Source organism: Mycobacterium sp. IDUB_39 (assembly GCF_055419205.1).
This window is the reverse complement of sequence record NZ_JBVAXF010000002.1, coordinates 1,003,647-1,028,972: the sequence shown is the minus strand read 5'-3', so window position 1 is coordinate 1,028,972 and position 25,326 is coordinate 1,003,647. Positions and strand designations below refer to the sequence as shown.

Sequence of the window (25,326 nt, the reverse complement as noted above, 5' to 3'; positions counted from 1 at the left end):
TTCCGCCGACGCTACGGACCGAGAAGTTCGGCGACAAGTCGACGCGGCGGGCGTCGGTGGTGCTTACGCGCCTTCCGTCACCGCCTGGGCAACACCCTGGTCGCCTCTGCCCGACCGCACCGCACCCATTGCGAGCAACGCGATGAGTGCGATCACGACACCGGCCGTCATCACCACCGACAGCGCGATCTCGTCATTGCCGAGCACACCGACCAACGGGGCCACGGCCGCGCCAAGACCGAACTGTGCCGCACCCAGCAGCGCCGCCGCGGTACCCGCCGCGTCGGGATGGCGGGTCAGCGCCAGCGCCGGGGCGTTCGGAATCACCAGACCCATCGCCCCGAGGATCAGCCAGACCGGGACGACGAACGCCGCCAACCCACCCACACCCGCGACCGACAGGCCGACGAAGACCAGCCCGATGGCCGCCGACACGGTCAGCGCGCACACGGTGATGAACTGCGGTGAGAAGCGCCGCAGGAGCACCACGTTGAACTGGGTGGCGGCGATGAGGGCCACGGCACCCGCGCCGAACACCAACGCGAACGACTGCTGATCCAGACCGTGCCGGCCCTGCAGCACGAACGACGCGCCCGCGATGTAGGCGAACAGCCCAGACATGCCGAGCGCGGCGACCAGCACGAGGACGACGAAGCGCCGATCGGCCAGCAGCTCGCCGTAGGTCCGCAGGATGCCGCCCACCCGCAGCGGCCTGCGATGGGACTGCGGCAGGGTCTCGGGCAGGGCCAGCGCGGCGAGCAGCAGCAGTGCACCGGCCAGCACGACCAGCACGGCGAACACCCAGTGCCATGACGCGTGCAGCAGCACCGCGGCGCCCAGCGACGGCGCGATGACCGGCGCCACGCCCAGGACGAGCATCAGCCGCGACATCACCGTCGCGGCCGCCGAATCGGAGTACAGGTCACCCACGATCGCCAGGGCCACCACCATGGTCGCCGCCGCACCCATGCCCTGCAGGCTGCGCGCCACCCCGAGTACGACGATGTCAGGCGCGAACATGCAGATCACCGAGGCGATCATGTGCAGCACGATGCCCGCCATCAACGGACGGCGCCGGCCCAGCGAGTCCGAGAGGGGGCCGATCACGAGCTGACCCAGCGCCAGGCCTGCCAGCGTGCCCGTCAGCGTCAGCTGGACTATCGACGACGACACCGACAGGTCGTCGGCGATGCGCGGCAGCGCAGGCAGGTACATGTCGATGGTCAGCGGCCCCAGCGCGACCAGCAAGCCCAGGACCACGATCATCTTGATCCTGCCGGGAGCCGCCGACTCAACGACCGTCACGGGTTCGGCCGCCGTCTCGGCACTCCTGAGGTTCACGGGCTGCGATGATGCCATGAAATTGATTAGCAACGCATATCAATATTTTCATCCCGAGATCTCCGCCGGTCGGCCGACAGTGACCGCGATCACTACCGGGCAACTCGCGCCGACCGCCGTACGTTGGACAAGCGATAGCCTGAACGTTCCTGCGGTTCACACATGTGGAGGCCGACAACTATGAGTGCTCGCTCTCGCGCCAAGGATTTGCAGATAGTCGGCGCCGACGAAGACCCGAGCATGATGCTCAAGGCGCTGTCCCAGGTCATCGAACGCGGGTCACGGGTGCAGGCGCCCGCAGTGAAGGCCTACGTCGACCGGTTGCGCGACCACAGTCCGGACGCGACACCAGCCGACATCGTCAAGAAGCTCGAGAAGCACTACCTCGCCGCGGTGATGGCCAGCGGTGCCGCCGTCGGATCGGCCGCGGCCTTCCCCGGTATCGGGACACTCGTCGCCATGTCGGCCGTCGCCGGTGAGACCGTGGTCTTCCTGGAGGCCACCGCGGTGTTCGTGCTCGCGGTCGCCGAGGTGTACGGCATCCCGGCCGATCATCGGGAGCGTCGGCGCACGCTGGTTCTTGCCGTACTCGTCGGCGAGGACGGCAAGAACGCGGTGGCCGACCTGATCGGTCCCGGACGCACCAGCGGCAGCTGGCTGGCGGAGGGCGCCGCGTCGCTGCCGCTGCCCGCCGTGTCTCAGCTCAACTCACGCCTGATGAAGTACTTCGTCAAGCGCTACGCGTTCAAGCGCGGCGCGATCGCGTTCGGCAAGATGCTGCCGGTCGGGGTGGGCGCGGTCGTCGGTGGCGTCGGCAATCGACTTATGGGCAAGAAGATCGTCGGCAACGCCCGCAGCGCATTCGGCGCACCACCGCTGAGGTGGCCCTCGACGCTGGTCGTGCTCCCCGCACCCAAGCAGTAGCAACTAAAACGTGTCCCGGCAACCGGTCAAATCTGCGGCCAAAATGACCATAAGACGGTTGTCGTGGCCCGCGTCGACCGTGGGGGATAGCCTTTAGGGCGGCGCAAGGGCGGGCCGACACACTAATAGATGGCGAGTGCTCCGCAGCTCGTCAGGGCAGAGGAATCGAGGCGACGGCTGCAGTGAGCAGTTCACCTTCACCATTCGGACAGAACGAGTGGTTGGTCGAAGAGATGTACCGCAAGTTCCGCGAGGACCCCTCCTCCGTGGATCCAAGTTGGCATGAGTTCCTCGTTGACTACTCCCCCGAGCCGACCACAGGCACGACCGCTTCGGTGAGCACCAACGGCGCGCGCGAGCCTCAGGCTCCGCCGTCCCCCGCGCCCGCACCGCCCCCCGCCGCACCGTCGCCGGGCGCGAAGACGCCAGCGACCACCGCAGAGCCGAAGGCCCCGACCAAGACTGAGCCGAAGGCCAAGACCGCCACCAAACCGGCGACGACACCACAGCCCGCCGCTGCGCCTCAACCCGCAGCCAAGGCCCCCGCCGGACCCGCCCCCACCGAGGACGAGACATCGGTGCTGCGCGGCGCCGCGGCCGCCGTGGTCAAGAACATGAACGCGTCGCTGGATGTGCCAACGGCCACCAGCGTGCGCGCCATCCCGGCCAAGCTGATGATCGACAACCGCACCGTCATCAACAACCACCTCAAGCGCACGCGCGGCGGCAAGATCAGCTTCACCCACCTGCTGGGCTACGCGATCGTGCAGGCGGTCAAGAAGTTCCCGAACATGAATCGGCACTTCGCCGAGGTCGACGGGAAGCCGAACGTCGTCACGCCAGCTCACACCAACCTGGGCCTCGCGATCGACCTGCCCGGCAAGGACGGCAAGCGCTCGCTCGTCGTGGCGGCCATCAAGCGTTGCGAGACGATGCGATTCGGCCAGTTCATCGCCGCCTACGAGGACATCGTGCGCCGCGCCAGGGACGGCAAGCTCACCGCCGAGGATTTCGCTGGCGTCAGCATCTCCCTGACCAACCCCGGCACCATCGGCACCGTGCACTCGGTGCCGCGGCTCATGCGCGGGCAGGGCGCGATCGTCGGCGTGGGCGCCATGGAGTACCCCGCCGAGTTCCAGGGCGCCAGTGAGGAGCGCATCAACGAGATCGGCATCGGCAAGCTGATCACGCTGACCTCGACCTACGACCACCGCATCATCCAGGGCGCGGAGTCCGGCGACTTCCTGCGCACCGTCCATCAGCTGCTGCTCGACGATGAGTTCTTCGACGAGATCTTCCGTGAACTCGGCATCCCGTACGAGCCTGTGCGCTGGCGGACCGACAATCCCGACCCGATCTCCGACAAGAACGCGCGGATCATCGAGCTGATCGCGGCCTACCGCAACCGCGGTCATCTGATGGCCGATATCGACCCCCTTCGTCTGGACAAGTCCCGGTTCCGCAGCCACCCCGATCTGAACGTGCTGACCCACGGTCTGACGCTGTGGGACCTCGACCGCGTGTTCAAGGTCGACGGGTTCGCCGGCGCCGAGTACAAGAAGCTGCGCGACGTCCTGTCGGTGCTGCGCGACGCCTACTGCCGCCACATCGGCGTCGAGTACACCCACATCCTCGAACCCGAACAGCAGAAATGGATTCAGGAACGCGTCGAGGGCAAGCACGACAAGCCGACGGTCGCCGAGCAGAAGTACATCCTGAGCAAGCTCAATGCCGCCGAGGCCTTTGAGACGTTCCTGCAGACGAAATACGTTGGTCAGAAGCGCTTCTCGCTCGAGGGCGCGGAGACGGTCATCCCGATGATGGACACGGTGCTCGATCAGGCCGCCGAACACGGCCTGGACGAGGTGGTCATCGGCATGCCGCACCGCGGCAGGCTCAACGTGCTGGCCAATATCGTCGGCAAGCCGTACTCACAGATCTTCGGGGAGTTCGAGGGCAACCTCAACCCGAGCCAAGCCCACGGTTCCGGCGACGTGAAGTACCACCTTGGCGCCACCGGTACCTATCTGCAGATGTTCGGCGACAACGACATTGAGGTGTCGCTGGTGGCCAACCCGAGCCACCTCGAGGCCGTCGACCCGGTTCTCGAGGGCCTGGTGCGGGCCAAACAGGATCTGGTCGAAGACGCCGAGAGAGCCGGCCGTTTCCCCGTCGTGTCGATGATGCTGCACGGTGACGCCGCATTCGCAGGCCAGGGTGTGGTCGCCGAGACCCTCAACCTGGCGCTGCTGCGTGGTTACCGCACCGGCGGCACCATCCACATCGTGGTGAACAACCAGATCGGTTTCACGACCTCGCCGCTCGACTCGCGGTCCAGCGAGTACTGCACCGACGTCGCGAAAATGGTTGGGGCGCCGATATTCCACGTCAACGGCGACGATCCGGAGGCCGCCGCGTGGGTGGCTCGGCTGGCGATGGACTTCCGTCAGGAGTTCAAGAAGGACGTCGTCATCGACATGCTGTGCTACCGCCGCCGCGGACACAACGAGGGCGACGACCCGTCAATGACCCAGCCCGGAATGTATGACGTCATCGACACCAAGCGTGGCGTCCGCAAGACCTACACCGAAGCGCTCATCGGCCGTGGCGACATCTCGATGAAGGAGGCCGAGGACGCGCTGCGCGACTACCAGGGTCAACTGGAGCGGGTCTTCAACGAGGTCCGCGAACTCGAGAAGCACGACATCGAGCCCAGCGAGTCGGTTGAGTCCGATCAGGTGCTGCCCGCGAAACTCAGCACCGCCGTGGACAAGTCACTGCTGGCCCGGATCGGCGACGCCCACCTGGCGTTCCCCGAGGACTTCACCGTGCACCCGCGTGTCATGCCGGTGCTGGAGAAGCGTCGCGAGATGGCCTACGAGGGCAAGGTCGACTGGGCCTTCGGCGAGATCCTCGCGCTAGGCTCGCTGGTGGCAGACGGCAAGCTGGTGCGGTTCTCGGGTCAGGACACCCGGCGCGGCACCTTCACCCAGCGGCACTCGGTGATCATCGACCGCAAGACCGGAGCCGAGTTCACGCCGATTCAGCTGCTGGCCACCAACGCCGACGGCACGCCGTCGGGTGGCCGGTTCATGGTGTACGACTCCGCGCTGTCGGAGTACGCCGCGGTCGGCTTCGAGTACGGCTACTCGGTCGGCAACCCGAACGCGATGGTGCTGTGGGAGGCGCAGTTCGGTGACTTCGTCAACGGCGCGCAGTCGATCATCGACGAGTTCATCAGCTCCGGCGAGGCCAAGTGGGGCCAGCTGGCCGACGTGGTTTTGCTGCTGCCGCATGGTCATGAGGGGCAGGGTCCGGACCACACGTCGGGCCGAATCGAGCGATTCCTGCAACTGTGCGCCGAGGGGTCGATGACGGTGGCGATGCCGTCGACACCGGCCAACTACTTCCATCTGTTGCGGCGACACGGGATGGATGGCATCCAGCGGCCGCTGATCGTCTTCACGCCGAAGTCGATGCTGCGCAACAAGGCCGCCGTCAGCGATATCCGCGACTTCACCGAGCAGAAGTTCCGCTCGATCATGGAGGAGCCGACCTACACCGACGGCGACGGCGACCGGTCGAAGGTCAAGCGCGTGCTGCTGACCAGCGGCAAGATCTACTACGAGTTGGCGGCCCGCAAGGTCAAGGACAACCGTGAGGACGTCGCGATAGTGCGTGTCGAGCAGCTCTACCCGCTGCCCAAGCGCCGGCTCGCCGCGACACTCGACCAGTACCCGAACGTCGAGCAGTACTTCTGGGTGCAGGAGGAGCCGGCCAACCAGGGTGCGTGGCCGACGTTCGGTCTGGCGATGCCCGAGCAGCTGCCGAATCACCTGACCGGCATCAAGCGGATCTCGCGGCGCGCCATGTCGGCGCCGTCCTCAGGCAGCTCGAAGGTGCACGCCGTCGAGCAGCAGGAGATCATCGACGAGGCGTTCAGCTGACCCTGTCCCTACCGCGAACGTGAAGAAGATTGCGAGATCTGCACGATGTCTCGCAATCTTCTTCACGTTGGAGCGCGTTCGGGCCTAGATGCCGAGCAGCCCCAGCGGGATCGGTCCCAGCGGTGACTGGCCGTTGACGAGCGACGTCACCGCGGCCGGGCAGAACATCGATATCGCGATGCCGGTGAACATGGTGGCCGGGCCCAGCGGCCTGCCGATGGCATCGGAGACGTCGGCGGCGACGTTGGCGACCTGCTGACCGGGCTCGGCGAGCATGGGGCACACCGACTGCCCGACGGAGACCGCGGTCGCCGGATCGACCCCGGACAGGCCAGCCGATGTCAGTGCCGCCACGAAGGCGTCGGTACCGGGATCGGCCGCCGCAGGTGCTGCCAGAGATGTCGCTGCGGCCATGAGGCCGGCCGAGACTGCCATGGATGCGATGGTCGCGGTACGGATGAACGTCATGATGTGGGAATCGGACCCCAGCCCGGATTCGTTACCCGGCAAGCCCAGTACCGCCGGTACTGTCTAAGCTCGACACAAGTCGACGAGGAGTGTGGGTATGCAGGGTTTCGCGGGCAAGGTAGCGGTGGTGACGGGGGCTGGCTCGGGTATCGGGCAGGCGCTGGCCATCGAGTTGGGGCGTTCGGGCGCCAAGGTCGCGATCAGCGACGTCAACACCGAGGGCCTGGCCGCCACTGAGGAGGCCCTCAAGGCCATCGGGGCACCCGTGAAGTCAGACCGGCTCGACGTCACCGAGCGTGAGGCGTTCCTGCTGTACGCCGACGAGGTCGCGGCCCACTTCGGCAAGGTCAACCAGATCTACAACAACGCGGGCATCGCGTTCGTCGGCGACGTCGAGGTCACACCGTTCAAGGACATCGAGCGCGTGATGGACGTCGACTTCTGGGGTGTCGTTAACGGCACCAAGGCGTTCCTGCCACACCTCATCGCCTCAGGCGACGGGCACGTCGTCAACGTGTCGAGCCTCTTCGGCATCTTCTCGGTGCCGGGCCAGGCGGCCTACAACTCGGCCAAGTTCGCCGTCCGCGGCTTCACCGAGGCGCTGCGGCAGGAGATGTTCGCCAACGGTCATCCGGTCGCGGTGACGACGGTTCATCCCGGCGGCATCAAGACCGCGATCATGCGCAACGCGACGGCCGTCGACGGCGTCGACACCAAGACACTGACCGACTTCTTCGACAAGAAGCTGACGATCACCACGCCCGAGAAGGCGGCCAAGATCATCCTCGAGGCGGTGCGCAAGAAGAATGCCCGCGTGCTCGTCGGCCCCGACGCGAAGGCGCTCGACGTCATCGTGCGGCTCACCGGTTCGGGCTACCAGAAGCTGTTCTCGATGGTCACCTCGAAGCTGATGCCACCGGTTCACTGACCAGCTAGTGACCGAGCGGGTGCGAGGCCAGCCACTCCGCGGCCACCGCACCCGGTTCGGTGCCCTCGTCGACCTTGCGCAGCATGTCGGCCAGCGAGCCGGTGTCCAGTTCGCCCGCGATCTGGTTGAGCGCCAGCACCTGCCGTTCGCTCAGCTCGTTGCGTCGGTACAGCGGGACGACGTTCTCCGCCCGGATCAACGCGGTGCGATCGGCCAGCACCACCACCTCGTCGGGGACGTCGGGTGCGGCGGTCGACGTCCAGGCGACGTCGATCCCACCCGAGCGAAGCGACGCGAATAGCGCGGCGGAGTCGCCGAACTGACGCGGCGGCGCCAGCGTGCACGACCCGACGGAGCGGGGCGTGACCGCACCCTTGAGCGAACCGACCGTCAGCCCATCGCAGTTGCGCACCAACGCGGTGACATCGCGTCCGCCCCAGGCACGCTCGGTGGCCTCGGTGATCGCCACGGCGGGCTCATCCCCCGCGGACTGCGCGTAGTCCCCCGCGCCGACACCCTCGGGTAGCGAGGAGATCATCGACCGGTAAACCTGTTCGGGGGCCCGAGCCGTCGAGCCCGGGTCGAAACGTGCCAGCAGGCGTCCGGTCAGGCCAGGAACCACCAGTACATCGCCGGTGTCGAGGTCGGCCACCGGATCGGGGCTGGTCTCAACGTGCGCGGGGCTGCCGTAATACCGCAATGCGGCCGCATACAGCTGACCGAGTAGCGCGGACTCGGAATCCTCTGCCGTACCTACGGCAACCGAGGGCGCGGACGCCTCACCACCGCACCCTGCCAGCAGCAGCGCGACGAGCGCCACCGCCAGCCGGCGCATCGGACGGCTCAGACCTTCGAGGCTTCCGCGACCGCCTGCGCCACCGCGGGTCCGACCCGCGGGTCGAGAGCGCCTGGCACGATGTGGTCGACGGCGAGATCGTCACCGACGACCCCGAAGATGGCATGTGCCGCAGCGACTTTCATCGCCTCGGTGATACGCCGCGCACCCGCGTCCAGCGCGCCGCGGAACACACCGGGGAACGCAAGCACGTTGTTGATCTGGTTCGGGAAGTCGCTGCGCCCGGTGGCCACCACGGCGGCGTACTTCCGGGCGGCATCGGGGTGGATCTCGGGGTCGGGGTTCGACAGCGCGAAGACAATCGAGTTGGGTGCCATGGTCGCGATGAGTTCCTCGGGCACCAGGCCGGCCGACACACCCAGGAAGACGTCGGCACCGTCAAGCGCCTCGGCGACACCACCGGCGAGGCCCCGCGGATTGGTGCGGCCCGCGAGCTCGGCCTTGAACGAATTGAGGTCGCCACGACCGTTGTGCACGATGCCCTTGCTGTCCAGCACGACGATGTCGGTGACACCGCTGTTCAGCAGAATGTTGGTGCACGCGACACCGGCTGCGCCGGCACCGGAGACGACGACCTTGAGGCTGTGGATGTCACGGTTGAGGACCTTGGTGGCGCCCAGCAGTGCGGCGAGAACCACGATCGCGGTGCCGTGCTGATCGTCGTGCATGACGGGGCAGTCCAGCGCCTCGATGACACGTCGCTCGATCTCGAAGCAGCGCGGCGCCGAGATGTCCTCGAGATTGACCGCGCCGAATGTCGGGCGCAGGCGGACCAGGGTCTCCACGATCTCGTCGGGATCCTTGGTGTCGAGCACGATCGGGATGGAGTCGAGGCCACCGAAAGTCTTGAACAGCGCGCTCTTGCCCTCCATGACGGGCAGCGAGGCCGCGGGGCCGATATCGCCGAGCCCGAGCACGGCGCTGCCGTCACTGACGACGACGACCAGGCGGTTGGCCCAGGTGTACTTCTTCGCCAGCGTCGCATCCGCGGCGATCGCGCGACTGACCTGCGCAACCCCCGGGGTGTAGGCGATCGACAACGCGCGCTGCGTGTCGAGCGGTGAGTTCAGCGCGACCGAGAGCTTGCCGCCCTCGTGGGCCGCGAAGATCTCCGCATCGTCGATGACTACCTGTGGGGTGCGCACCGCTGACGAATGCTCGCGCGAGGAATCGATGGCTCCGTTAGACACGGCGCCAGGGTACTTCAGTCGACTTCTCACAGGTTGAGGTTCCCCGCTCGTGAGGACGCGTGCCCCGTTTGGCGGCGTAGCATTCCGCCTGTCGTGTCTGGCCCGGATCGGGTCGCCACGCCCGCCGAGGGAGGTTGACGTATGCCATCGTTCCGCGCGCTGCAGCCCTCGATGCTGCGCAACACCGGCCGCCGTCCTGCGGGCCCGGATGCCACCTCGATTCACGTTCCCGTGGCACGGGCGATGGTCGACTGCGGCGTATACGCCGACGGCAAGAGGGTTCCCGGCAAGTTCACCCATTCCGCGGCGTTGGCGAAGGTCCGCGAACTCCAGGCCGACGGTGTGAGCGCATTCGTGTGGGTCGGTCTGCACGAACCCGACGAACACCAGATGCAGGCCGTCGCCGACGTCTTCTGTCTGCACCCCCTTGCGGTCGAGGACGCCGTGCACGCCCACCAGCGACCCAAACTCGAGCGCTACGACGACACCCTGTTCCTGGTGCTCAAGACCGTCGTCTACGTCGAACACGAGTCCGTCGCCCTGGCCCGCGAGATCGTCGAGACCGGCGAGATCATGGTGTTCGCCGGTGCGGACTTCGTGGTCACCGTCCGCCACGGTGAGCACGGCGGGCTGGCGACGGTGCGCAAGAACCTGGACGCCTCATCCGAGACAGTCGATCTGGGGCCCTACGCCGTCATGCATGCGATCGCCGATCACGTCGTCGACAGCTACCTCGACGTCACCGACCTCATCGAGACCGATATCGACTCGATGGAGGAGGACGTCTTCTCACCTCGCGCCCACACCAACATCGAGTCGATCTACCTGCTCAAGCGCGAGGTGGTCGAAATGCGGCGCGCAGTGAGCCCGCTGACATCGGCACTGCTGAAACTGCTCACCGAACATGAAGATCTGGTCTCGATCGAGGTGCGGCGCTACATGCGAGACGTACACGACCACAACAGCCGCGCGGCGGACCGGATCGCCGAGTACGACGAGATGCTCAGCTCCCTCGTGCACGCCGCGCTCGGCAAGGTCGCGATGCAGCAGAACGTCGACATGCGCAAGATCTCGGCCTGGGTGGCCATCGCCGCCGTGCCGACCGCACTGGCCGGCATATACGGCATGAACTTCGACCACATGCCCGAACTGCACCAGGTTTGGGGCTATCCCGCGGTGCTGATGGTCATGGTGACCGTGTGCTCGCTGCTGTATGTGACCTTCCGCCGCAACAACTGGCTGTAATCCCTCTGCGCGTGGGGCCTAGCTGGGTTGTGCAGCCGGGCGGCCGGGATTGGTCACGTCGACGCCGTCGGTGCGCCACGCCTCGCGCATGGCGTCGGCGCCCTTGAGCCGGACCCACGCCGCCTCCGTGGCGGTTATCGGCGTGGCCGACAACACGGCCACCGGTTCATCCGAGCCGCCAATGGCGATGTCCGCGATGCCACTGTGGCCCATAAGCATTGCGGTGAACGGGGCGCCCGGCCACAGCGGCGTCTCGAGGTCCACCAGTGCGTCGGGCACCAGGATCAGACCCTCCACGCTGGGCGCCGAGGCGACCACGGCGATGGACCTGGCCAAACCTGTGGGCGTCGGACCCCGCAGAGCCACCACCACTTCGGCCCGGGGCCCCGACGACTGGTCGACATGGAACTCCAGCGGGTCGACCATTGGGTGTCGCGAACAGCCCAGGGAGACATAGTGATAGATGCCTTCGGCGTCCGCACCGTAGCGCAGCACCGTCATCGGATCCGTGCCGAGGAACGTCACGTTCGCCGCCACCGGCTCACCCACCACACCCAGGGAGGTGAAGTGGTCTCGCAGTCCCGCGCGGACCTCGGCGAGGACGTCGGACACTAGGCAGGTGGGATCGACAGGTTGATACCTGTGTCCGCCTCGAACAGTGTGAGTTTCGAGGTGTCGAAGGCCAATTCGGCGGGCTGACCCGCTCTCAGCTTCGAATCGGTCGAGACTCTCGCCACGAACTCGTTGACGCCGGCGCCGGATTCCGCGGCCAGCTCGGCCAGTTGTGACGACTCCGCTCCGGCACCCTCACTGTGGAAGTGGATGTACTTCTCGGCGCCGAGTGACTCCACCAGGTCGACAGTGACCTCGAACGTCAGCGCCTTGATCCTGGTGTATGAGTCGATCAGCGCAGCGTCCTCGATGTGCTCGGGGCGGACACCGGCGATGAGGTTGGTGGCCTTGGGGTGCTTGGCAAGCATGTCGTGCACCTCCTGGGTGAGCGTCACCTCGCCGATGGGAAGCCGCACACCGACGTCGGTCAGCTTCGCCGGGAAGAAGTTCATCGCGGGAGACCCGATGAAGCCCGCCACGAACAGGTTCGCCGGCGAGTTGTACAACTCCTCCGGGGTACCGATCTGCTGCGCCACGCCGGCCAGCATGACCACCACGCGGTCACCGAGCGTCATTGCCTCGGTCTGGTCGTGGGTCACGTAGACGGTGGTGGTGTTCAACCGATTCTGCAGCCGCGCGATCTCCGAGCGCATCTGCACGCGCAGCTTCGCATCCAGGTTGCTCAGCGGCTCATCCATCAGGAATGCCTTGGGGTTTCGCACAATGGCACGCCCCATCGCGACCCGCTGCCGCTGCCCGCCGGACAACTGCGCGGGCTTGCGATCCAGCAGTTCGGTCAGGTCGAGGACCTTGGCCGTCTCCTCCACCTTGGTGGCGATGTCGGCCTTGCTCATCTTGGCGAGCGTCAGCGGGAACGCGATGTTCTGGCGGACGGTCATGTGCGGATAGAGCGCGTAGGACTGGAACACCATGGCGATGTCGCGGTCCTTCGGTGCGCGCTCGTTGACGCGCTCGCCACCGATCGTGAGTTCACCGGAGCTGATGTCCTCGAGACCGGCGATCATGTTGAGCGTGGTCGACTTTCCGCAGCCCGACGGTCCCACCAGGATGATGAACTCGCCGTCGGCGATGGTGAGGGACAGGTCCTTGACCGCGGTCGCACCGTTGGCATAGCTCTTTGACACGTGATCCAACACGATTTCGGCCATCGGTTATCCCTTCACCGCACCGGACGTCAAACCGGCGACAATCCGTCGTTGGAAGATTAGTACGAAGATGATGATGGGCACGGTGATGACCATCGCGCCCGCCGCGATGGAACCCGTCGGCTCCTCGAATTGCGAGCTGCCGGTGAAGTTCGCGATGGCCACCGGTGCGGTGATCGCCCGTTCGGTGGCCGTCAGCGACAGTGCCAGCAGCAGGTCGTTCCACGCGAAGATGAACACCAGAATCGCGGCGGTGACGATACCGGGGGCGGCAAGTGGTGCGATCACCCTGCGGAATGCCTGACCGGGTGAGGCGCCATCCATCTTCGCCGCCTTCTCGAGGTCCCACGGGATCTCGCGGAAGAACGCCGACATGGTGTAGATCGCCAGCGGCAGCGCGAAGGTGATGTAGGGAATGATCAGGCCGGGCCAGGTGTCGAACAGCCCGATCCTGCGCTCGATGTTGAAAATCGGTGTCACCAGCGAGATCTGCGGGAACATCGCGATCAGCAATGCGACCCCCACCAGAGCCTTCTTGCCCGGGAACGCCAGTCGGGCGATCGCGTACGCGGCCATGCCGCCGACGATCACGGCGATCACCGTGGTGATCAACCCGATGCCGATCGAGTTGATCAGGGCCGAGCTGAAGATACTGCCCTCGAAGATCGCCTTGTAGTTGTCGAATGTCACCTGTGTCGGAATCAGCTTGCCGTCCTTGACCGATGACGTCGGCTTCAGTGACAGCGACAGAATCCACAGCACCGGGAACAGCGCGTACACCACCACCAGCACGTTGATGACGGTCCAGCCCGTCGCGCGGCGCGCATCCACCTGATTGCTCATCGGTGTCCTCTGCTCTTCGCGCAAGCGCTCATCGGTGTCCTCTGCTCTTCGCGCAAGCGCTCATCGGTGCCCTCTGCTCTTCGCGCAAGCGCTCATCGGTGCCCCTCCTGGTCCGAACCGGGAGCTGACGCACCGAAGATCTTGATGTAGATGAACGCGATCACCGCGACGCACAGGAACACCAGCACGCTGATCGCCGACCCCAGGCCGAGATTGAACGCCTTGAAGAGGTTGTCGTAGCCCAGGATCGACACCGATCCGGTGTCGTTGGCGCCGCCGGTGAGCACATAGATGTTGTCGAATATGCGGAACGCGTCCAAGGTCCGAAACAGCAGCGCCACCAGGATCGCGGGCTTGATCAGCGGCAGTATGACCTTGACCAGACGCTTCCATGCGCCCGCGCCATCGACCTGCGCGGCGTTGAGCAGGTCCTGCGGGACCAGCGCGAGGCCAGCGAGCAGAAGCAGTGCCATGAACGGCGTCGTCTTCCACACCTCAGCCAGCACCACCACGGCCAGCGACGGAATCTGCTCGGTCAGCGGTGCGCTGCCCTCGGGCAACAGGTTGGCCAGATAGCCCGTCCCCGGCGTCCACGCGTAGTACCAGCTGTAGGAGGCCGCCACCGTGACGATGCCGTAGGGCACCAGGATCGCGGTGCGCACCACGTTCTTGCCAAAGATCGTGCGGTGCATGACGAGTGCCAGCGCCATGCCCAGCACGAACTCGATGGCGACCGAGACGATGGTGATCGCCAGGGTCACCGCGAACGCCGTCCACCAGTACCGGTCGGTGAGGATCGTCTGATAGTTCGCCAGCCCGACGAACTCGGTGTCGTCGGGGGCGGCGAGGTTGTAGCGCTGCAGGCTCAACCAGACGGCGTAGAAGATCGGGTACGCCGTCACCGCAACCATCAGGAGCACAGCGGGACTGACGAGCCAGAACGCGAGCCTGCGCTCGGAGCGCTTGTCGTCGCCGGCGCGGGCAGCCTGCTCGGTGGCCGGCGGCACCGGGACAGCGTGCGCCGAGGCCGTACTGACTGGAGGGGTCACGGGATCAGCCCCTTTCCGTCAATGGCCTTCTGGACCTGTTCGGCGAGCTCGTCGGCCGTGCGCTCGGGATCGATATCGGTGACGGGAGCCAGGGTCGCCGAGATACGCGTCGACACCGCTTGGTAGACGGGCGTCGCCGGCCTCACCGCGGCATTCGTCAACTGTTCACGGATGATCGCGTACTGCGGGTACTTGGCCTGGAAGGCCGGGTCGTCGTAAAGCGACGCCCGCACGGCGGGCAGGCCGCCCTCAACCGAGGTGTAGCGCTGGTTCTCGACACTGCGCAGGCAACGGATGGCCTCGAACGCCTCTGCCTTGTGCTGAGTGTTCTTGCCCACCGCCACATTCAGGCCGCCGAGCGTGACCTTGGCCGGTTGACCCTGCACCACTGCCGGGTAGTTGGCGAAGCCGAACACCTTCTTGCTGGCGTCATAGGCCATCTCGAACTGCTCGTCGGTCGGCGAGAACGTGCCGACGTCGTTGATGCTGCCGCTCAGTTCCGGCTGTTCGTTGAGCGGCAGGAAGGAGACGCCTCCCTTGACCGCGTTCTCGAGCATCGACGGCAGCACGAAGGGCCAGTTCACCTCGAGTGCGGCCTTGCCCTGTTCGAGTGCCAGGCGCGCCGTGCCCTCGTCGGTCTGCGTTATCGATGGATCTGCACCGGGCGCGGTGGCAACGGCCTTGATGATCTCCAGCGCCTTGACCGTTGCGGCGCGGTGCTCGGGTGTGTCGGTGAGCGTGACGGTCTTACCGTCGTCGGAGAGCACTTGGCCGCCCGCGCTTTCCAGCAACGTGTTGAACCAGACCACGAGGCCCTCGTACTGCTTGGCCTGCACGGCGATCCAACTCGGCTCGCCAGCGGCGTGCAGTCGGGTGGCCTCAGACACCATCCCATCCCACGTCGCCGGCGGCTCCGACATCAAATCCGGTCGGTACCAGAGCAACTGGGTGTTGGTCGTGATCGGCGCGGCGTAGAGCTGATCCTTCCACTTCGCTGTCTCGAGCGGCCCCGGCAGCGTGTTGGCGCGCGCATCGGCCTCCGCCTGACCCGACGGATCATCCGAAAGAGGTAACGCCCAACCAGCTTCGGCGAACTCCGCGGTCCACACCACGTCGAGCGCCATCAGGTCGAGCGTCTTGTCGTTGCCGGTGAGTCGACGCGCGAGCTGAAGCCGTTGGTCATCAGCCCCCTTGGGCAAGCTGATCTGCTTGATGGTGAAGCGGCCGCCGACCTCGTCGTTGCAGCGTTTCGCCACGGCAGTGAACGTCGCCATCTCGCTTGCCGGCGTGTAGTAGTTGATGACGATGCCACCGCTGTCCGAACCGCACGCCGATACCATCGACGCCGTCGTCAGCGCAGCCAACGCCGCAGCCCTAAGCCGCAGAGCGCGCACCACTGCCTCCGTCCGAGGGGAACATCCCGCGCGCAAACCGTAGAGCCAAGGACACGTGATGTGCAACACTATCGGCCGCGCGCCGAGATATCGGGCCGGAATCGTGACCTGTCACGCTCGCGTCAGCGCAGTCCATGCCCCCCGGCAAGCCACACTATTGGGACGCTGCGCGGCAACGGTCAGATCGTCAAGCGCGCCAGCAGATCCCGCCCCTGCTCGGCACTCTTCGGGTCACACAGCACGTCGTAGCGACCAGCGACGAGTTGCATCGTCGAGCTGAAATCCCTTGTGCCACGCGCCATCGCATACTGAATGCCGGATGTGATGAGGCCGAAGAACACGCCGGCGACCAATCCTGCGACCAGTGAGCCCCACGGGCTCGGGCTGAAGAAGCCAAGGACCAGACCGATGAACAGACCGAGCCAGGCACCCGTCAACGCACCGCCAAGCAGCACGCGCGGCCATGTCAGTCGGCCAGTGACGCGTTCGACCTGCATGAGGTCGACGCCCACGATGGTCACCTGCTGAACGGGGAACTCCTGGTCGGACAGATAGTCCACCGCGCGCTGCGCCTCCGCGTAGGTGGGGTATGAGCCGATGGGCCATCCCTTGGGTGGGGTCGGCAACCCTGCCGGGCCCCCGCGTCCCGACTTCGGCCCAGGTTGAAGCGGGCTGGTCATGGTTCGTCTCCTCCGACTCTTCCGTGCAGGTCCTACTGATCTTCAACGAGACAACGCCCCGGTAAGGACCATCGTGCCCCGAATGCGCTTCGATCACCGAGTATCGGCCGTTGCGCTAGGTTTGTCGGCATGACGAGTGAGGGTTCTGACGCGGACAAGTCGCCGTCACCCGAGTCCACTGCGGGTGCATCGGAGCCGGTATCCGGCGGATACGAAGCGCGACCGATCGAGGACACCCAGCAACCGCCTGCGGACACCCCGCCCGCTTACGCGACGCCGTCGTATGAGCCTGCGCCGTCGTATGAGCCTCCGCCGCCGTACGACCCGACCGCGTATGCGCCGCCCCCGGCCGACCAGGGTTACGGCGTGCCCGGATACCCGCCGCCGGGCGGCGATCCGGGTCTTCCTCCGGTTGGTTATCCCCCGCCTCCGCCCTACGGCGCCGCGCCGGGGTACCCGCCGCCGGGATACGGGGCCCCCGGGTACGTACCGCCGGGATACCCGCCATCGGGCTACGGGGTTCCGGGCTACGGGGCCCCCGGCTACGGGGCCCCCGGTTACGGGACACCGGGATATGCGGCCCAGGGCTACCCGCCCTACGGCGCCTACGGTGCGCCTGCCCCGAAGACCAACGGCCTGGCGATCGCCTCCCTGGTCGCGTCAGTCATCTCGCTGTGCGGTCTGGGGTCGATCGCCGGGATCGTGCTCGGCGTGGTCGCACTGAACCAGATCAAGGTCAGCGGTGAGTCAGGCCGTGGCCTGGCCATCGCGGGCATCGTGGTGGGCGCGGTGACGCTGCTGTTCAGCTTGCTTTGGCTGGTGGGCGTAGCGGCCTCCTGATGGCCGACGGCCCAGAGCAGCCGTCGCGCGGCTCCGAGCCAGCGTCGCAGAGTTCACCGTCGGCCGCCGACCCGCAGAGCGCTGTCGACTACCCGCCCAACCCTGGCCAGCCGCCGCCGTATCCGCCGCCATACGCCGGCGGATACGCCTACGGCCCCGACCCATACGACCCGTACCGCCCCACGAAGCCGTACGGCACCAACGGCAAGGCGATCGCGGCCCTCGTGACGTCGCTGGCGGGCCTGACGTTCTGCGGCGTGCCCTCGATCATCGGTTTGATAATCGGCATCATCGCCATGCGCGAGACACGACGCACGGGTCAGGACGGCTACCGCCTGGCGTTGGTCGCTGTCATCATCGGCGGCCTGGTCGCGGTGGGCATCCTGCTGTACCTCCTCCTGATGGTCGCTCTGTTCGTCAGCGACTACTCAGCGGTCTAGCGCAAAACCCGCCTACGCCGGCGGCTCGAACCGCGCTGCCATCCGGGCCATTCCGGCGGCCCGGCCCTTGCCCGCGATCACCAGCGCCATCTTGCGGCTCGCCTCGTCGATCATCTCGTCACCGAGCATCACCGCTCCCCTGGCACCGCCCGCGCGCGACGTGTGCCACTCGTAGGCCTCGAGGATCAGCTCAGCGTGGTCATAGTCGTCCTGGCGAGGGCTGAAGATCTCGTTGCCCGCCACGATCTGGTCGGGGTGCAGGACCCACTTGCCGTCGTAGCCGAGCGCTGCCGAGCGGCCGGCGATCCGGCGAAACGCCTCGACGTCACGAACCTTCAGGAACGGCCCGTCGATCGCGTTGATCCCGTGCGTGCGCGCCGCGACGAGAATGCGCATGAGGATGTGGTGGTAGGCGTCGCCGACGTCGTAGCCCTCGGGTTGCTCACCCACCACCAGGGTGCGCATGTTCAGGCTCGCCATCATGTCGGCGGGCCCCAGCACCAGCGCCTGCACACGCGGTGCGGCGGCGATGGCGTCAACGTTGGTCAGCCCCTGGGCGTTCTCGATCTGCGCCTCCACGCCGATCCGACCGACGGCAAGTCCGTGGGTGATCTCGAGCTGGGTCAGCAGGAGGTCCAGCGCCTGGACGTGGGACACGTCGGACACCTTCGGCAACACCACCAGATCGAGGTGCGCACCCGCCGTCGACACCACCTCGATGACGTCTGCGTGCGTCCACGGCGTGGTCCAGTCATTGACCCGCACTCCGCGCAGCTGACCGGCCCATCCCGGCTCTGCCAGCGCCGCCGCCACGCGGGTTCGGGCCGCCTCCTTCGCATCCGCGGCGACGGCATCCTCGAGGTCCAGGAACACCTCATCGGCGGGCAGCTGCTTGGCCTTCTCAATCATCTTGGCGCTACTACCCGGAACCGAGAGACACGTTCGACGGGGGCGATACACGTTATCCACGCCCATACTCTCTACCCTTTGAGACATGGCGGCGGTGAACAGGGTCTACGCGGCCCGGCTTGCGGGAATGGTGGTGCTCGGCCCCGATGGCGAGTCCATCGGCCGCGTCCGCGACGTCGTGGTCAGTATCAGCGTCGTTCGCCAGCAGCCACGCGTGCTGGGCTTCGTCGTGGAATTACTCACCCGCAGAAGGATTTTCGTACCGATTCTGCGGATCACCGCCATCGAACCCAACGCCGTGACACTGACGACGGGCAATGTGTCGCTGCGGCGCTTCGCGCAGCGGCCCGGTGAGGTTCTGGTGCTCGGCCAGATCGTCGACACCAGGGTCCGCGTGAAGGATCCGGAGCTGCCGAATCTCGAGGGCGTCGACGTGGTCGTCGCCGACCTCGCCATCGAACAGGTCCGGTCGCGAGACTGGGTGGTGACCCGGATCGCGGTGCGCAGCCACCGCCGCATCGGCCGCCGCACCACGGTCCACGTGGTCGACTGGCAGAACGTCATCGGGCTGACGCCGTCAGCGCTGGCGCTGCCCGGCCAAGGCGTGGCACAGCTGCTCGCGCAGTTCGAGGGCCAGCGCCCCATCGAGGTCGCCGACGCAATTCGTGACCTTCCCGCCAAACGCCGCTACGAGGTCGTCAACGCTCTCGACGACGAACGGCTGGCCGACATCCTGCAGGAGCTGCCGGAGAGCGAGCAGATCGAGCTTCTCGAACAGTTGGACACCGAGCGTGCCGCCGATGTTCTCGAGGAGATGGACCCCGACGACGCGGCCGACCTGCTCGGCGAGATCGGCGCCCCTCGGGCCGAGGCGCTGCTGGCCCGGATGGATCCCGAGGACTCCGAGCCGGTGCGGCGGCTGCTCAAGCACTCCCCCGACACAGCGGGCGGTCTCATGACGTCCAACCCGGTGGTGATGGCGCCGGACACCACCGTCGCCGAGGCACTGGCCCGGGTGCGGGATCCCGACCTCACCCCGGCGCTGGCGTCGCTGGCTTTCGTGGTGCGGCCACCAACGGCGACCCCGACCGGCCGCTACCTGGGCTGTGTTCACCTGCAACGCATGCTGCGGGAGCCGCCAGCGGCTCTTGTTGGCGGCATCCTCGACGCCGACCTGCCCACGCTGACCCCCGACATGTCGCTGGCCGCGCTGACCCGGTACTTCGCCGCCTACAACCTGGTGTGCGGACCCGTTGTCGACGAGGAGAGGCACCTGCTTGGCGCCGTCGCCGTGGACGACGTCCTCGATCACCTGCTACCTCACGACTGGCGCGTCAGCAGCGAGGAACCCGAGCTGCCCACCGGTAGCTCGACGACCGGAGGCCAGTCGTGAGCGACCTGTCGGCACGCCAGCGACTCGACACGCCCCGCACATCGCGGCTGCGGTTGACACCGCAGTTCGACGTCGAGGCCGCCGGCCGGTTCGGTGAGTCGTTCGCACGCTTCCTCGGCACCGGACGCTATCTGGCGATCCAGACCGTCTTCGTCATCGTCTGGATCCTGCTGAACCTCTTCGCAATTGGGTTTGCATGGGATCCATACCCGTTCATCCTGCTGAACCTCGCGTTCTCCACCCAGGCGGCCTACGCGGCGCCGCTGATCCTGCTCGCCCAAAACCGGCAGGAGAACCGCGACCGCGTCTCGCTGGAGGAGGACCGCCGCCGCGCCCAGCAGACCAAGGCTGACACCGAGTACCTTGCGCGCGAGCTCGCCGCGCTGCGTCTGGCAGTCGGCGAAGTGGCCACGCGCGACTACCTCCGCCGCGAACTCGAGGACATTCGTGACCTCATCAACCAGCTTCAGCCACCCGTAGACGCGGCGACCAAGTCGAAGGACAAGAAGTCCAAGGGCTCCGCTCGGACCGAGCAAAGCAACCCCTGACCGCAAACCTGGTTGGGGATTGCTGCAACACGCGTCACACGAGTAGGTATGGTGACTTGGTTCACACGATGAGTTAGCTTGCGAGGACGGTCCAAGTGCACATTGGGGGGCGCGCAGCCATCACGACAGCGCGACGGTGCGTGGGTCGCGTCATGCGCACGCCGGCCTTCGGCGTAGCCGTCATCGCCCCACTTGTCCTCGTCGGAGCCGTCGGCGCGTCGTCGCCCGTCCCCAAGCACGCGATCAGTGCCGACGGATACACGCCGCTGGCCGCCGTGGCGAACACCGGCGGTGGTCAGGCCGGAGCGGCCGTCGTGGCCGCCACGAAGCCGTTCAAACCGGTGCGGATCGCAGCAGCCAACGGCTCACCGCCCCCACCGCCCATCGTGATGGCCCCGGTCGGCAGCATGCGCATCCCGATCATGGCGCTCAACGCGTACCGCAATGCCGAACGCATGATGGCCTCGGCATACCCCGGGTGCGGAGTGAGCTGGAACCTGCTGGCGGGTATCGGGCGCATCGAGTCGCTGCACGCCAATGGCGGCGCCACGGACTCCAACGGCACCCCCGTGCAGCCGATCTACGGACCGACCCTGGACGGCACACTGGCCGGCAATGAGGTCATCGTGCAGAGCGTGCAGGCAGGTCGGGTGACCTACGCACGCGCCATGGGCCCGATGCAGTTCCTGCCCGGCACCTGGGCCCGGTACGCCTCCGACGGTGACGGCGACGGCAAGGCCGACGTGCAGAACCTCTTCGACTCGACGCTGGCCGCGGCCCGATACCTGTGCAGCGGCAACATGAACCTGCGCGATCAGTCCCACGTCCTGGCGTCGATCCTGCGCTACAACAACTCGATGGCCTACGCCCAGAACGTGATGGGCTGGGCCGCGGCGTACGCCACCGGCGTGGAGCCGATCAATCTGCCCACGATCAGCGGAACTCCGCCCCCGATCTCCGACCGGCACCTCGACGCCCGGCCCGAGGGGCTGGGACCGGGCCTGCCGTTCAACGCCACCGGCCTGCCAGCATCGGACCCGTTGGCCGTGACACCGCTGTTCAATATCGGGCAGGTCAACACGGCGGGCCAGATCGGCGTACCCGGCGCGTCCCCGGGACCGCTGCCCGGACCGTCAGAGAGCGCGCCGCAACAGAACTGCCAGGTGTTCTGCATCCAGAGCCGGACCCCGGCCCCGCAACCCGGCGCACTCCCGCCTGGTGTGCCGCCACCGGCGGAGCTGCCACCACCACCGCCGCCGCCCGCCGCACCATTCCTGCCGATGTTCGCGCCTCCGCCGCCCCCGCCGCCTGCGCCGTTGTTCCCACCGCCCCCCGCGCCGCCGGCGGCTCCTGTGGCGGCACCGGCACCCGGCCCACAGCCGGCCACCTGACCAGTTCGGAACCGGTCCGCGCGTCGGCTTAGACTCGCAAGTGATGTCATCTACACCCAGTGACCTGCAGTCAGCCGTCCGTACCGCGCTCGGCAAGGTGATCGACCCCGAGCTTCGCCGGCCGATCACCGAGATCGGCATGGTCAAGAACGTCACCGTCGACGCTGATCACGGCGTGCACGTGGAGATCTACCTGACCACGTCCGCATGCCCGAAGAAGGCCGAGATCACCGAGCGGGTGAGCCAGGCCGTCGCCGACGTGCCTGGAACCGGTGCCGTGAAGGTGACCCTCGATGTCATGGACGACGAGCAGCGCGCCGAACTGCGCAAGCAGCTGCGCGGCGACTCCCGTGAACCCGTCATCCCGTTCGCCCAGCCGGGTTCGCTGACCCGTGTGTACGCCGTGGCGTCCGGTAAGGGCGGTGTCGGAAAGTCCAGTGTCACCGTCAATCTCGCCGCCGCCATGGCCGCGCGTGGACTGTCGGTCGGTGTTCTGGACGCTGACATATACGGGCACTCGGTGCCGCGCATGATGGGCACGCAGGACCGTCCCACCCAGGTCGACTCGATGATCCTGCCGCCCGTCGCGCACGACGTGCGGGTCATCTCGATCGCGATGTTCACGCAGGGGAACACACCGGTGGTGTGGCGCGGGCCGATGCTGCACCGCGCGCTGCAGCAGTTCCTGGCCGACGTCTACTGGGGCGACCTCGACGTCCTGCTCCTCGACCTTCCCCCGGGCACCGGCGATATCGCCATCTCGGTGTCCCAGCTGATCCCCGGCGCGGAGATCCTGGTGGTGACCACACCGCAGCTCGCGGCCGCCGAGGTGGCCGAGCGGGCAGGCGCCATCGCGCTGCAGACCCGGCAGCGCATCGCAGGCGTGGTGGAGAACATGGCCGGCCTGCTACTCCCCGACGGGACCACCTTGAACCTCTTCGGCGAGGGCGGCGGACGCCAGGTGGCCGATAGCCTGTCCAGGGCGGTCGGCGCCGATGTGCCGCTGCTGGGTCAGGTGCCGATCGACCCGGATCTGGTTGCCGCGGGCGACGCGGGGGTGCCGCTGGTGCTCAGTGCGCCCGACTCGGTGGCGGGCAAGGAACTGCGCAAGATCGCCGATGCGCTGTCGTCGCGCAAGCGTGGGCTGGCCGGGATGTCGCTGGGACTGGACCCCGCGGGCCGCTAGGTCCGACCGGGCTGCAGCGATACGACCGGGACGTCAGGTCGCGTCGCTGTCGAACGGGGTGTTCTCCGGCGGCGCGACGGGCTTCGCCGGCGTCGTTGGCGTCGTTGGCGTCGGACCCACGGGCGGACCCGAGACCGGCTTCTCGAAGTTACCGGTGAAGATCGAGTCGTCACCGTCCAACAGGTGCTTGGTGAGCGCGGCCCGCGGCGTCATACCGCGCAGCTTCTGCAGTTCGGACAACGGCTGCCGCAGATCCTCGAACTCCGGTCCGAGATCCTCGCGCAGCTGGCTGGTCGCGCCGGACAGGTAGTCGCGCGCCTGCTTCACCGCGCCCGTGGTCCAGCGGATGGCACCGGGTAACCGTTCTGGTCCAAGGATGACGAGGCCGGCGATCACCAGGACCACCATCTCACCCCAACCCACATTGGCGAACATGGTTAGGAGCTGGGCTGGTCTGAGTCGGAACCGGGCGTGATCATCAGCGTCACGGGACGCCCCTCGCGCATCACCTCGATGGGCGCCTCCTGGCCGATCTTGAGCAGGCGCACCGCGACGACGAACTCGTCGGCGTCAGACACCTTGCGGTCACCGACCTTGACGACGACGTCGTTCTCGAGGATGCCCGCCTTCTCCGCTGGGCCGCCCACCGTGACGTTGGCGATCTGGGCACCCGAGGCGATCGAGTTGCTGACCGACCGGGCACTGAGGCCGAGGGTCGGATGGGCGATCTTGCCGTCCTTGATCAGGGTGTTGACGACGTCCTTGACCTCGTTGACCGGGATCGCGAAGCCCAGCCCACTCGCACTGTCCGACAACGACTTTCCAGCGGTGTTGATGCCGATGACCTCGGAACCCATATTGATCAGCGGTCCGCCGGAGTTGCCGTGGTTGATCGACGCATCGGTCTGCACGCCGTCGATGACGGTCTCGGTGTCCGAACCGTCACCCGATAGCGGGACCGGGCGATGCAGCGCGCTGATAATGCCGTGCGTGACGGTGCTGCGCAGGCCCAGTGGTGCACCGGCGGCGATGACCTCCTCGCCCACGGTGAGCTTCTCGGAGTCGCCGAGGCGGGCCACCGACAGGTTGTCGACGTTGTCGACCTTGAGCACCGCCAGATCGGTCTTGGGGTCGCGGCCGACGAGGTTGGCGGGGACTTCCTTGCCGTCGTTGAACACCACGGTCAGCTTGTAGTCGGCGGGGCTCTTGGCGGCCGCCGAGATGACGTGGTTGTTGGTCACGATGTAGCCGCGTCCGTCGACGACCACACCGGAGCCCTGCGAGCCCTCGTTCTTACTGGTGGCCTCGATGGTGACCACCGAGTCGGCGACGGCCTTGGCCACGGTGGCGAAGCGGCCGGGCGGGGCCTCGGGGTTGTCATCGGTCTCCAGCGTCACCTTGGACGTGGTGAAGGCCTCCACCACCTCGGCGGTCGTGCGGCCGACCCATCCACCGGTCAACCCGAGGACGAGCGCGAAGATCGCCAGCAGGCCCAGCGCCGTCCACGACACCTTCCGGCCAAACAGCACGTCGCGCACACCCAACTTGCCCACCGGTGCGGTGTGCAGGACGGGTGGAGGCGCAGGCACCGCCGGGGTGCCCAGCGACGGCACCGCCGATGGGTCACGCCACGGGTCGGGAGGCTGCTGCGAGGTCTGGTCGCGCTCGGCGTCGAGTGCGCCGGCATCGGCGGGATGGCGCTGCAGCGAGTCGGTGGCGCCATGGCGCCCGAACGCCTCCGCGAGCACCGGGTCCGGCGGCTGGTCCTTGGGTGCGTACTCGCCCTGATCGCGATGCTGGTCCGCACCGAGGAAGGAACCCTTGAAACCGTCCGGCCTGCCGAATGCGCGGGTGGCCGCCGGGTCGACGGGCGGACGCGTAACCGGACGCGGTGCCAGGCGGTGGCTATTACCGGACTGGTCCTGGTTACTCACCCGTGTTCACTCCCCAATCAGGGCGTCCGCCATCGTCGGCGC

At 67.0% G+C, this 25,326-nt stretch carries 23 protein-coding genes; 10 read left to right on the top strand and 13 right to left on the bottom strand.

Going from position 1 to position 25,326, the window contains the following annotated elements; translation table 11 throughout:
- Positions 1 to 63: 63 nt before the first annotated feature.
- Entirely contained in the window at positions 64 to 1,359 is a 1,296-nt protein-coding gene (locus tag ACZY0X_RS11080) for a multidrug effflux MFS transporter (RefSeq protein ID WP_463770241.1), read from the bottom strand.
- Between the two features lie 162 nt (positions 1,360 to 1,521).
- Here ACZY0X_RS11080 and ACZY0X_RS11075 point away from each other — a divergent pair, with 162 nt between their 5' ends.
- Both ACZY0X_RS11075 and ACZY0X_RS11070 read left to right on the top strand, forming a co-directional pair.
- Complete coding sequence (locus ACZY0X_RS11075; protein WP_463770239.1) at positions 1,522 to 2,265, top strand: hypothetical protein; 744 nt, start codon at positions 1,522 to 1,524, stop codon at positions 2,263 to 2,265.
- A gap of 182 nt (positions 2,266 to 2,447) precedes the next feature.
- A complete protein-coding gene (locus ACZY0X_RS11070; protein WP_463770237.1) occupies positions 2,448 to 6,212 on the top strand; it encodes a multifunctional oxoglutarate decarboxylase/oxoglutarate dehydrogenase thiamine pyrophosphate-binding subunit/dihydrolipoyllysine-residue succinyltransferase subunit in 3,765 nt (1,254 codons plus the stop codon).
- An 84-nt stretch (positions 6,213 to 6,296) separates the two neighbouring features.
- Here the strand turns inward: ACZY0X_RS11070 and ACZY0X_RS11065 are convergent, their stop codons facing one another.
- Entirely contained in the window at positions 6,297 to 6,647 is a 351-nt protein-coding gene (locus ACZY0X_RS11065) for a DUF732 domain-containing protein (protein ID WP_463770235.1), read from the bottom strand.
- Positions 6,648 to 6,777: 130 nt separating this feature from the next.
- On the opposite strand from ACZY0X_RS11065, the gene ACZY0X_RS11060 reads away from it, so the two are divergent.
- A complete protein-coding gene (locus ACZY0X_RS11060; protein WP_463770233.1) occupies positions 6,778 to 7,608 on the top strand; it encodes an SDR family NAD(P)-dependent oxidoreductase in 831 nt (276 codons plus the stop codon).
- A 4-nt stretch (positions 7,609 to 7,612) separates the two neighbouring features.
- Here the strand turns inward: ACZY0X_RS11060 and ACZY0X_RS11055 are convergent, their stop codons facing one another.
- Both ACZY0X_RS11055 and ACZY0X_RS11050 read right to left on the bottom strand, forming a co-directional pair.
- Positions 7,613 to 8,443 carry a glycine betaine ABC transporter substrate-binding protein gene (locus ACZY0X_RS11055; RefSeq protein ID WP_463770231.1) on the bottom strand — a complete coding sequence of 277 codons (831 nt, stop codon included), beginning with the start codon at positions 8,441 to 8,443 and terminating at the stop codon, positions 7,613 to 7,615.
- A gap of 8 nt (positions 8,444 to 8,451) precedes the next feature.
- Positions 8,452 to 9,654: an NAD(P)-dependent malic enzyme gene (locus ACZY0X_RS11050; protein ID WP_463770229.1), complete on the bottom strand. Its 1,203-nt coding sequence runs from the start codon at positions 9,652 to 9,654 to the stop codon at positions 8,452 to 8,454.
- 141 nt (positions 9,655 to 9,795) lie between these two features.
- On the opposite strand from ACZY0X_RS11050, the gene corA reads away from it, so the two are divergent.
- A complete protein-coding gene (gene corA, locus ACZY0X_RS11045) occupies positions 9,796 to 10,899 on the top strand; it encodes a magnesium/cobalt transporter CorA (RefSeq protein ID WP_463770227.1) in 1,104 nt (367 codons plus the stop codon).
- 18 nt (positions 10,900 to 10,917) lie between these two features.
- On the opposite strand, the gene ACZY0X_RS11040 is transcribed toward corA, so the two are convergent.
- The 6 genes from ACZY0X_RS11040 to ACZY0X_RS11015 all read right to left on the bottom strand — a co-directional run bounded on the left by ACZY0X_RS11040 (position 10,918) and on the right by ACZY0X_RS11015 (position 16,643).
- Positions 10,918 to 11,511 (bottom strand): suppressor of fused domain protein, encoded by a 594-nt coding sequence (locus ACZY0X_RS11040; RefSeq protein WP_463770225.1) that lies wholly within the window; start codon positions 11,509 to 11,511, stop codon positions 10,918 to 10,920.
- Positions 11,511 to 12,680 (bottom strand): ABC transporter ATP-binding protein, encoded by a 1,170-nt coding sequence (locus ACZY0X_RS11035; RefSeq protein ID WP_463770223.1) that lies wholly within the window; start codon positions 12,678 to 12,680, stop codon positions 11,511 to 11,513. Before ACZY0X_RS11035 ends, ACZY0X_RS11040 begins: the two co-directional genes overlap by 1 nt.
- Before the next feature lie 3 nt (positions 12,681 to 12,683).
- Positions 12,684 to 13,508 carry a carbohydrate ABC transporter permease gene (locus ACZY0X_RS11030; RefSeq protein WP_463770633.1) on the bottom strand — a complete coding sequence of 275 codons (825 nt, stop codon included), beginning with the start codon at positions 13,506 to 13,508 and terminating at the stop codon, positions 12,684 to 12,686.
- Positions 13,509 to 13,612: 104 nt separating this feature from the next.
- Positions 13,613 to 14,527 carry a carbohydrate ABC transporter permease gene (locus tag ACZY0X_RS11025; RefSeq protein WP_463770632.1) on the bottom strand — a complete coding sequence of 305 codons (915 nt, stop codon included), beginning with the start codon at positions 14,525 to 14,527 and terminating at the stop codon, positions 13,613 to 13,615.
- Positions 14,528 to 14,565: 38 nt separating this feature from the next.
- A complete protein-coding gene (locus tag ACZY0X_RS11020) occupies positions 14,566 to 15,963 on the bottom strand; it encodes an ABC transporter substrate-binding protein (protein WP_463770221.1) in 1,398 nt (465 codons plus the stop codon).
- A 179-nt stretch (positions 15,964 to 16,142) separates the two neighbouring features.
- Positions 16,143 to 16,643, bottom strand: a complete 501-nt coding sequence (locus ACZY0X_RS11015) for a YflT domain-containing protein (RefSeq protein WP_241403824.1) — start codon at positions 16,641 to 16,643, stop codon at positions 16,143 to 16,145.
- 129 nt (positions 16,644 to 16,772) lie between these two features.
- Between ACZY0X_RS11015 and ACZY0X_RS11010 the strand changes: the two genes are divergently transcribed.
- Together ACZY0X_RS11010 and ACZY0X_RS11005 are read left to right on the top strand one after the other, a co-directional pair.
- On the top strand, positions 16,773 to 17,483 hold the full coding sequence (locus ACZY0X_RS11010; RefSeq protein ID WP_463770219.1) for a DUF4190 domain-containing protein: 711 nt from the start codon (positions 16,773 to 16,775) through the stop codon (positions 17,481 to 17,483).
- A complete protein-coding gene (locus tag ACZY0X_RS11005; RefSeq protein ID WP_463770217.1) occupies positions 17,483 to 17,923 on the top strand; it encodes a DUF4190 domain-containing protein in 441 nt (146 codons plus the stop codon). Before ACZY0X_RS11010 ends, ACZY0X_RS11005 begins: the two co-directional genes overlap by 1 nt.
- Positions 17,924 to 17,935: 12 nt before the next feature.
- On the opposite strand, the gene ACZY0X_RS11000 is transcribed toward ACZY0X_RS11005, so the two are convergent.
- On the bottom strand, positions 17,936 to 18,892 hold the full coding sequence (locus ACZY0X_RS11000) for an HpcH/HpaI aldolase/citrate lyase family protein (protein ID WP_463770215.1): 957 nt from the start codon (positions 18,890 to 18,892) through the stop codon (positions 17,936 to 17,938).
- Positions 18,893 to 18,917: 25 nt separating this feature from the next.
- Between ACZY0X_RS11000 and ACZY0X_RS10995 the strand changes: the two genes are divergently transcribed.
- From ACZY0X_RS10995 to ACZY0X_RS10980, 4 genes are all read left to right on the top strand, one after another.
- Positions 18,918 to 20,225: a magnesium transporter MgtE N-terminal domain-containing protein gene (locus ACZY0X_RS10995; RefSeq protein ID WP_463770213.1), complete on the top strand. Its 1,308-nt coding sequence runs from the start codon at positions 18,918 to 18,920 to the stop codon at positions 20,223 to 20,225.
- The gene (locus ACZY0X_RS10990; RefSeq protein ID WP_463770211.1) at positions 20,222 to 20,773 is read left to right on the top strand and encodes a DUF1003 domain-containing protein; all 552 of its coding nucleotides are present in this window, start codon (positions 20,222 to 20,224) and stop codon (positions 20,771 to 20,773) included. The genes ACZY0X_RS10995 and ACZY0X_RS10990 overlap by 4 nt, the downstream gene beginning before the upstream one ends.
- Before the next feature lie 152 nt (positions 20,774 to 20,925).
- Positions 20,926 to 22,164 (top strand): lytic transglycosylase domain-containing protein, encoded by a 1,239-nt coding sequence (locus ACZY0X_RS10985; protein WP_463770209.1) that lies wholly within the window; start codon positions 20,926 to 20,928, stop codon positions 22,162 to 22,164.
- 43 nt (positions 22,165 to 22,207) lie between these two features.
- Positions 22,208 to 23,350 (top strand): Mrp/NBP35 family ATP-binding protein, encoded by a 1,143-nt coding sequence (locus ACZY0X_RS10980; RefSeq protein WP_463770207.1) that lies wholly within the window; start codon positions 22,208 to 22,210, stop codon positions 23,348 to 23,350.
- Between the two features lie 33 nt (positions 23,351 to 23,383).
- Here the strand turns inward: ACZY0X_RS10980 and tatB are convergent, their stop codons facing one another.
- On the bottom strand, positions 23,384 to 23,785 hold the full coding sequence (gene tatB, locus ACZY0X_RS10975) for a Sec-independent protein translocase protein TatB (RefSeq protein ID WP_463770205.1): 402 nt from the start codon (positions 23,783 to 23,785) through the stop codon (positions 23,384 to 23,386).
- A 2-nt stretch (positions 23,786 to 23,787) separates the two neighbouring features.
- A complete protein-coding gene (htrA, locus tag ACZY0X_RS10970) occupies positions 23,788 to 25,284 on the bottom strand; it encodes a serine protease HtrA (RefSeq protein WP_463770203.1) in 1,497 nt (498 codons plus the stop codon).
- Positions 25,285 to 25,326 lie beyond the last annotated feature (42 nt).

What these genes read in the sequence shown, in the direction of transcription:
- ACZY0X_RS11080 (WP_463770241.1), bottom strand. Translation starts at nt 1,359, where the DNA reads ATGGCATCATCGCAGCCCGTGAACCTCAGGAGTGCCGAGACGGCGGCC.
- ACZY0X_RS11075 (WP_463770239.1), top strand. Translation starts at nt 1,522, where the DNA reads ATGAGTGCTCGCTCTCGCGCCAAGGATTTGCAGATAGTCGGCGCCGAC.
- ACZY0X_RS11065 (WP_463770235.1), bottom strand. Translation starts at nt 6,647, where the DNA reads ATGGCAGTCTCGGCCGGCCTCATGGCCGCAGCGACATCTCTGGCAGCA.
- ACZY0X_RS11060 (WP_463770233.1), top strand. Translation starts at nt 6,778, where the DNA reads ATGCAGGGTTTCGCGGGCAAGGTAGCGGTGGTGACGGGGGCTGGCTCG.
- ACZY0X_RS11055 (WP_463770231.1), bottom strand. Translation starts at nt 8,443, where the DNA reads ATGCGCCGGCTGGCGGTGGCGCTCGTCGCGCTGCTGCTGGCAGGGTGC.
- corA (WP_463770227.1), top strand. Translation starts at nt 9,796, where the DNA reads ATGCCATCGTTCCGCGCGCTGCAGCCCTCGATGCTGCGCAACACCGGC.
- ACZY0X_RS11035 (WP_463770223.1), bottom strand. Translation starts at nt 12,680, where the DNA reads ATGGCCGAAATCGTGTTGGATCACGTGTCAAAGAGCTATGCCAACGGT.
- ACZY0X_RS11015 (WP_241403824.1), bottom strand. Translation starts at nt 16,643, where the DNA reads ATGACCAGCCCGCTTCAACCTGGGCCGAAGTCGGGACGCGGGGGCCCG.
- ACZY0X_RS11010 (WP_463770219.1), top strand. Translation starts at nt 16,773, where the DNA reads ATGACGAGTGAGGGTTCTGACGCGGACAAGTCGCCGTCACCCGAGTCC.
- ACZY0X_RS11005 (WP_463770217.1), top strand. Translation starts at nt 17,483, where the DNA reads ATGGCCGACGGCCCAGAGCAGCCGTCGCGCGGCTCCGAGCCAGCGTCG.
- ACZY0X_RS10995 (WP_463770213.1), top strand. Translation starts at nt 18,918, where the DNA reads ATGGCGGCGGTGAACAGGGTCTACGCGGCCCGGCTTGCGGGAATGGTG.
- ACZY0X_RS10985 (WP_463770209.1), top strand. Translation starts at nt 20,926, where the DNA reads ATGCGCACGCCGGCCTTCGGCGTAGCCGTCATCGCCCCACTTGTCCTC.
- ACZY0X_RS10980 (WP_463770207.1), top strand. Translation starts at nt 22,208, where the DNA reads ATGTCATCTACACCCAGTGACCTGCAGTCAGCCGTCCGTACCGCGCTC.
- tatB (WP_463770205.1), bottom strand. Translation starts at nt 23,785, where the DNA reads ATGTTCGCCAATGTGGGTTGGGGTGAGATGGTGGTCCTGGTGATCGCC.